General features: G+C 41.3%; 6 protein-coding genes (1 of these 6 only partly in view). 3 read left to right on the forward strand and 3 right to left on the reverse strand.

The genetic code is table 11. The features are described 5' to 3' along the window. Positions 1-9 precede the first annotated feature (9 nt). Complete coding sequence (gene groL / locus ADI74_RS06765; RefSeq protein WP_049537920.1) at positions 10-1632, forward strand: chaperonin GroEL; 1623 nt, start codon at positions 10-12, stop codon at positions 1630-1632. Positions 1633-1743: 111 nt separating this feature from the next. Further along, positions 1744-2511: an epoxyqueuosine reductase QueH gene (locus ADI74_RS06770; RefSeq protein ID WP_049537922.1), complete on the forward strand. Its 768-nt coding sequence runs from the start codon at positions 1744-1746 to the stop codon at positions 2509-2511. A gap of 69 nt (positions 2512-2580) precedes the next feature. Here the strand turns inward: ADI74_RS06770 and ADI74_RS06775 are convergent, their stop codons facing one another. From ADI74_RS06775 to ADI74_RS06785, 3 genes are all read right to left on the reverse strand, one after another. Further along, a complete protein-coding gene (locus ADI74_RS06775; protein ID WP_049537924.1) occupies positions 2581-3114 on the reverse strand; it encodes a nucleoside tri-diphosphate phosphatase in 534 nt (177 codons plus the stop codon). An 88-nt stretch (positions 3115-3202) separates the two neighbouring features. Continuing rightward, positions 3203-3979 carry a recombination regulator RecX gene (gene recX, locus ADI74_RS06780; RefSeq protein WP_049537926.1) on the reverse strand — a complete coding sequence of 259 codons (777 nt, stop codon included), beginning with the start codon at positions 3977-3979 and terminating at the stop codon, positions 3203-3205. 10 nt (positions 3980-3989) lie between these two features. Then, a complete protein-coding gene (locus ADI74_RS06785) occupies positions 3990-4766 on the reverse strand; it encodes an aminoglycoside 3'-phosphotransferase (RefSeq protein ID WP_049537927.1) in 777 nt (258 codons plus the stop codon). Between the two features lie 55 nt (positions 4767-4821). Here ADI74_RS06785 and rlmD point away from each other — a divergent pair, with 55 nt between their 5' ends. Beyond that, positions 4822-6088, forward strand: the 5' portion of a protein-coding gene (gene rlmD, locus ADI74_RS06790; RefSeq protein ID WP_049537929.1) for a 23S rRNA (uracil(1939)-C(5))-methyltransferase RlmD. The gene runs 95 nt beyond the window's last position; 1267 of the gene's 1362 nt are visible here — the first part of the coding sequence; the start codon lies at positions 4822-4824; the stop codon falls past the right edge of the window.

Raw genomic sequence — 6088 nt, forward strand, 5'->3', positions numbered from 1 at the left:
AAAGTAAGTATGTCAAAAGATATTAAATTTTCATCAGACGCTCGTTCAGCTATGGTCCGCGGTGTCGATATCCTTGCAGATACTGTTAAAGTAACCTTGGGACCAAAAGGACGTAACGTTGTTCTTGAAAAATCATTTGGTTCACCACTCATCACCAATGACGGGGTGACCATTGCCAAAGAAATCGAGTTGGAAGACCATTTTGAAAATATGGGTGCCAAGTTGGTATCAGAAGTCGCTTCAAAGACCAATGATATCGCTGGTGATGGTACAACAACTGCAACTGTTTTGACTCAAGCTATCGTCCGCGAAGGAATCAAGAACGTTACTGCAGGTGCCAACCCAATCGGCATTCGTCGGGGGATTGAAGCAGCGGTTGCCGCAGCTGTAGAAGCTTTGAAAAACAATGCCATTCCTGTTGCCAATAAAGAAGCCATTGCTCAGGTTGCCGCTGTATCTTCTCGTTCTGAAAAAGTCGGCGAATACATCTCTGAAGCCATGGAAAAAGTTGGCAAGGATGGAGTCATCACCATTGAAGAGTCACGTGGGATGGAAACAGAACTTGAAGTCGTAGAAGGAATGCAGTTCGACCGCGGTTACCTATCACAGTACATGGTTACTGATAGTGAAAAGATGGTAGCTGACCTCGAAAATCCATACATCTTGATTACCGACAAGAAGATTTCCAATATCCAAGAAATCTTGCCACTCCTAGAAAGCATTCTCCAAAGCAATCGTCCACTCTTGATTATTGCAGATGATGTGGACGGCGAAGCTCTGCCAACCCTTGTATTGAACAAGATTCGAGGAACTTTCAATGTCGTTGCTGTCAAAGCTCCTGGCTTTGGTGACCGTCGTAAGGCTATGTTGGAAGACATCGCTATTTTGACAGGTGGAACTGTCATCACAGAAGATCTTGGTCTTGAGTTGAAAGACGCGACGATTGAGGCGCTAGGTCAAGCCGCTAGAGTGACTGTGGACAAAGACAGCACTGTTATCGTAGAAGGTTCAGGAAATCCTGAAGCCATTTCTCACCGTGTTGCAGTTATCAAGTCTCAAATTGAAACTACAACATCTGAATTTGACCGCGAAAAACTCCAAGAACGCTTGGCAAAATTGTCAGGTGGTGTCGCAGTCATCAAGGTCGGAGCTGCAACTGAAACTGAGTTGAAAGAAATGAAACTCCGCATTGAAGATGCCCTCAACGCTACTCGTGCAGCCGTTGAAGAAGGAATCGTTGCTGGTGGTGGAACAGCTCTTGTCAATGTCATTCCAGCCGTTGCTGCCTTGGAATTGACAGGTGATGAAGCAACAGGACGTAGTATTGTTCTCCGTGCCTTGGAAGAACCTGTTCGTCAAATCGCCCACAATGCAGGATTCGAAGGGTCTATCGTCATCGATCGCTTGAAGAATGCTGAGCTTGGTACAGGCTTCAACGCAGCAACGGGTGAGTGGGTTAATATGATTGAAGAAGGGATCATCGACCCAGTCAAAGTGAGCCGTTCAGCTCTTCAAAATGCAGCATCAGTAGCCAGCTTGATCTTGACTACAGAAGCAGTCGTAGCCAATAAACCAGAACCAGTAACCCCAGCTCCAGCAATGGATCCAAGCATGATGGGCGGTACGATGTAAAAACTATTAAAGGAGGGATGCGTATCCCTTCTTTTTATGATAATCACTTCTAAATTGGATTGAGCTCTCCTAACTTATATGATAAAATAAGACTAGAAGAAGGAGAAGAACATGATTGATGTAGAAGAAATTCTGAGCAAGATGAATCCCAATCAGAAGATTAATTATGACCGTGTCATGCAGAAAATGGTTCAGGTTTGGGAAAAGAATGAGCAACGGCCAACTATTCTCATGCATGTTTGCTGTGCTCCTTGTAGTACCTACACCCTAGAGTATCTGACCAAGTACGCTGATGTGACCATCTATTTCGCCAATTCCAATATCCATCCCAAGGCAGAATACCACAAGCGGGCTTACGTTACAAAAAAATTTGTTGGTGATTTCAATGAGCGAACAGGCAATACGGTTCAGTACCTAGAAGCTCCCTACGAACCAAATGAATACCGGAAGTTAGTCAGAGGACTGGAAGAAGAACCCGAAGGTGGCGACCGTTGCAAGGTTTGTTTTGATTACCGTCTGGACAAAACAGCGCAAGTGGCTATGGATTTGGGCTTTGACTACTTTGGTTCAGCCTTGACCATCAGTCCCCATAAGAATTCTCAAACCATCAATAGCATCGGAATTGATGTGCAAAAGATTTATACAACCCACTATCTCCCAAGTGATTTCAAGAAAAATCAAGGCTACAAGCGTTCGGTGGAGATGTGCGAGGAGTATGATATTTATCGCCAATGTTATTGTGGATGCGTCTATGCAGCTCAAGCCCAGAATATTGACTTGGTTCAGGTTAAGAAGGATGCCACGGCTTTCTTGTTGGATAAGGATGTTGAAAAAGACTACTCCCATATCAAGTTTACTGTTACTAAATTAGATATATAGAAATCAACCCAGCTGAAAAGCTGGGTTTTTCAAATAAAAAACCAGGGCTTTCACCCCAGTTTGACAACTTTACCGATTCTTTAGTTCTATGTAGCGTTTGTACCAAATGTTGACATAGGTTTCTGAGAAAGGACCGCGTCCATTGTTAATCCAATCAACAAGGATTTTAACATGCTCTTTCAAAATATAGTCTAAATCATCAGAATACTTCATTTTACGTTTATGGCGCTCATACTCTTCAACGTCCAAGAGACGCTTTTCACCATCAGTGAAGACCTTGACATCCAAATCATAATCAATGTATTTCAGGGCTTCCTCATCTAGATAGTAGGGGCTGGCCATATTGCAATAGTAGGAAATCCCATTATCGCGAATCATAGCAATGATATTAAACCAATATTTTTTGTGAAAGTAAACAATAGCCGGTTCTCGAGTCACCCAACGACGACCGTCACTTTCGGTAACAAGTGTGTGGTCGTTGACGCCGATAATGGCGTTCTCTGTTGTTTTTAGTACCATGGTGTCCCGCCAAGTACGGTGAAGACTCCCATCATGCTTATAACTTTGAATTGTAATAAAGTCGCCTTCTTTTGGAAGTTTCATAACTAACCAACTTTCTACAATTTATAAGTTTATCGTTTACTATTATATCATAAATCGGTCTAATTTTTTTGAATTTTACACGAAAATATTAAAGATATTCTCTGAGAGCGCTAGCTATATCCGAAAAATCATAGCCTTTTCGAGCTAAAACTTGGGTTAAACGCTGTTTAAGTTCGTATCCTTCATACTTTCGAGCATACTTAGCATATTGTTTGTCTAGCTCTTTAAAAATGAGTTCTTGAGTCGTTTCTTGGTCGACTTGACTGTCCAAGTCATCAAAGGCACTTTTAGCATCGGGATAGGAGAAGCCCTTGTTAGTCAAGTTTTGGATAATCTTATCTTGCAAAGCGCGAGCAGGAAGCTTTCCGGTGTATTTTTTAAGCAGTTTCTCAGCTACACGTTGAGCAACTTCTGTATGATCAAAATCCTTTAGAACACCTTCAATAGTTGATTTAGCAACTCCTTTTTGAGACAGTTTTTGAGTTAGTAAATAGGGTCCTTTATCTCCAGAAAGTTGATTGGCATTGATGATGGAATAAGCATACTGATGGTCATTAATCCAGTTATCTTCTTTTAGATTAGTGATAACTTGACTAACGATTGTATCTTCAATATCATACTTGTCCAGATACTCTCGCACTTCTTTTTCAGTACGGGCCTTGAAGGATAGATGGTAGAGAGCAAGATTTTTGCCATAAGAAAACTGGGCAAAGTTCTGAATCTCGGTCAGTTCCTCTTTGCTAATGATTTTATCTCGAGATAGCATAAAGCGGACAATGGTATCTTCAGTGATATAAGAGGTTTGCTGATGATCTAGCTCCATCAGGTAGAGGCGTTTTTTCTTTTCAAGTTTTGTGATTTTCATGGTTTACCTTTTATCCAAATGCTTCAAAGGCAGCAACAAGTCGAAGTTTGTTTGTGTCGACCTCTTCTCTGCCGTAATAGTCAAGAAACAGTTCAGCGTATTTAGGGTTATCTAGGTTATAGTTTAGAGACCAAACTGCCCAAAAGAGATCGATATGACGATCACTAAAATCAGCCAAGCCCAGATCAATAAAGCAAGAGAAAAGGCTAGCATCTTTTAGAATAAAGTTTGGTAGACAGGCATCACCGTGAATAAAGGCATCTGTCTTTAAAAGGTGTCCTTGTTCTTGGATGAGTTGGAAGGCCTCTTCGCGACTATTAATCTGAAATTGGGGTAGGAGGGCCTTGGCATAGAACTCGCCTTTTTCATAGTTTTTCAAAGCTCTATCTTTATAGGTTTGTAAATGATTTTCTGATGGAAAATTGTGTGGGTGTAAGTTGTGAAGTTTTTTAAGGGCATGTGCCATGGTTCGGCAAATTGTTTCTGGCTGGTCCAGAAAGGCAAGGGCATCTTTGCCAGGTGCTTCTTTTGTTAAAAGGTAGTCTTTATCTGTAGATAAATAGTCGATAACAGGAGTTCCCAGTCCTTTGGTTTCAAACCACCTTGCAATGGCAGCTTCTCGCTCTAATCTTCTCTTTTGATCAATTTTCAAATAGTAACCTGAATCAAGATAGAGAACCGTTGCGCCTGAATGAGAAGAGCTGTCAGAAAGGGTTGCTCCCTCTATATAAGTTCGTAATTGCTCAGGAAAATCCAATGGGGAAAAATGAGATGTCTTTGTAATCATGGTTTTATTGTAACATATTCTTAACCATTGAGAAACTACGTGGTATAATAGACTTATGAATCTAAAAGTCAAACAAAAAATTCCATTAAAAATTAAGCGTATGGGCATCAATGGTGAGGGAATCGGTTTTTACCAGAAAACCCTCGTTTTTGTGCCAGGTGCCCTCAAGGGAGAAGATATCTATTGTCAGATTACTTCTATTAAACGCAACTTTGTTGAAGCAAAATTACTCAAAGTAAATAAAAAGTCCAAGTTTCGAGTCGTACCAGCATGTACGATTTATAATGAATGTGGTGGTTGCCAAATCATGCACCTTCACTATGATAAACAGTTAGAGTTCAAAACGGATTTGCTCCACCAAGCCTTGAAAAAATTTGCTCCTGCAGGATATGAAAACTATGAAATCCGTCCAACTATCGGAATGTCAGAACCAAAATATTACAGAGCAAAACTGCAATTTCAAACACGAAAATTCAACAATCAGGTCAAGGCGGGTTTGTATGCACAAAACTCTCATTACCTCGTAGAGTTGAAAGACTGCTTGGTGCAAGATAAGGAAACCCAAGTGATTGCAAATCGCCTAGCTGAGCTTCTCACTTACTATCAAATCCCCATCACAGATGAGAGAAAAACGCTAGGTGTTCGCACCATCATGGTACGTCGAGCGAGAAAAACTGGACAAGTTCAGATTATCGTTGTCACAAATCGCCAGCTGAATTTAAATCAACTAGTACAAGACCTCGTTAAGGATTTTCCAGAGATTGTGACGGTTGCAGTCAATGCAAATACAGCAAAAACAAGTGAAATTTATGGTGAAAAGACAGAAATTATCTGGGGCCAAGAGAGTATTCAAGAAGGAGTACTCGACTATGAGTTTTCTCTCTCCCCTCGAGCCTTCTATCAGCTCAATCCTGAGCAGACTGAAATTCTCTATAGTCAAGCGGTTAAGGCTCTTGACGTTGGCGAAGAAGATCATTTGATTGATGCTTATTGCGGTGTTGGGACGATTGGATTTGCTTTCGCGAAGAAGGTCAAGAGTCTCAGAGGGATGGACATTATCCCAGAAGCCATTGAAGACGCCAAGCGAAATGCCCGAAAGATGGGATTTGACAATACCCATTATGAAGCAGGAACAGCTGAAGAGATTATTCCCCGCTGGTATCAAGAGGGCTATAGGGCAGATGCCCTGATAGTCGACCCTCCTCGAACGGGTTTAGATGACAAGTTATTAGATACCATCCTAACCTATGTACCAGGAAAAATGGTTTATGTTTCTTGTAATGTTTCGACATTAGCGCGAGATTTGGTTAAACTTGTGAAAG

The organism is Streptococcus pseudopneumoniae (genome assembly GCF_001074565.1).
Classification (GTDB): domain Bacteria; phylum Bacillota; class Bacilli; order Lactobacillales; family Streptococcaceae; genus Streptococcus; species Streptococcus pseudopneumoniae_J.

Excerpts from the sequence above, each read along its gene's own strand:
- groL (WP_049537920.1), top strand. The coding sequence starts at position 10 with ATGTCAAAAGATATTAAATTTTCATCAGACGCTCGTTCAGCTATGGTC.
- ADI74_RS06770 (WP_049537922.1), top strand. The coding sequence starts at position 1,744 with ATGATTGATGTAGAAGAAATTCTGAGCAAGATGAATCCCAATCAGAAG.
- ADI74_RS06775 (WP_049537924.1), bottom strand. The coding sequence starts at position 3,114 with ATGAAACTTCCAAAAGAAGGCGACTTTATTACAATTCAAAGTTATAAG.
- recX (WP_049537926.1), bottom strand. The coding sequence starts at position 3,979 with ATGAAAATCACAAAACTTGAAAAGAAAAAACGCCTCTACCTGATGGAG.
- ADI74_RS06785 (WP_049537927.1), bottom strand. The coding sequence starts at position 4,766 with ATGATTACAAAGACATCTCATTTTTCCCCATTGGATTTTCCTGAGCAA.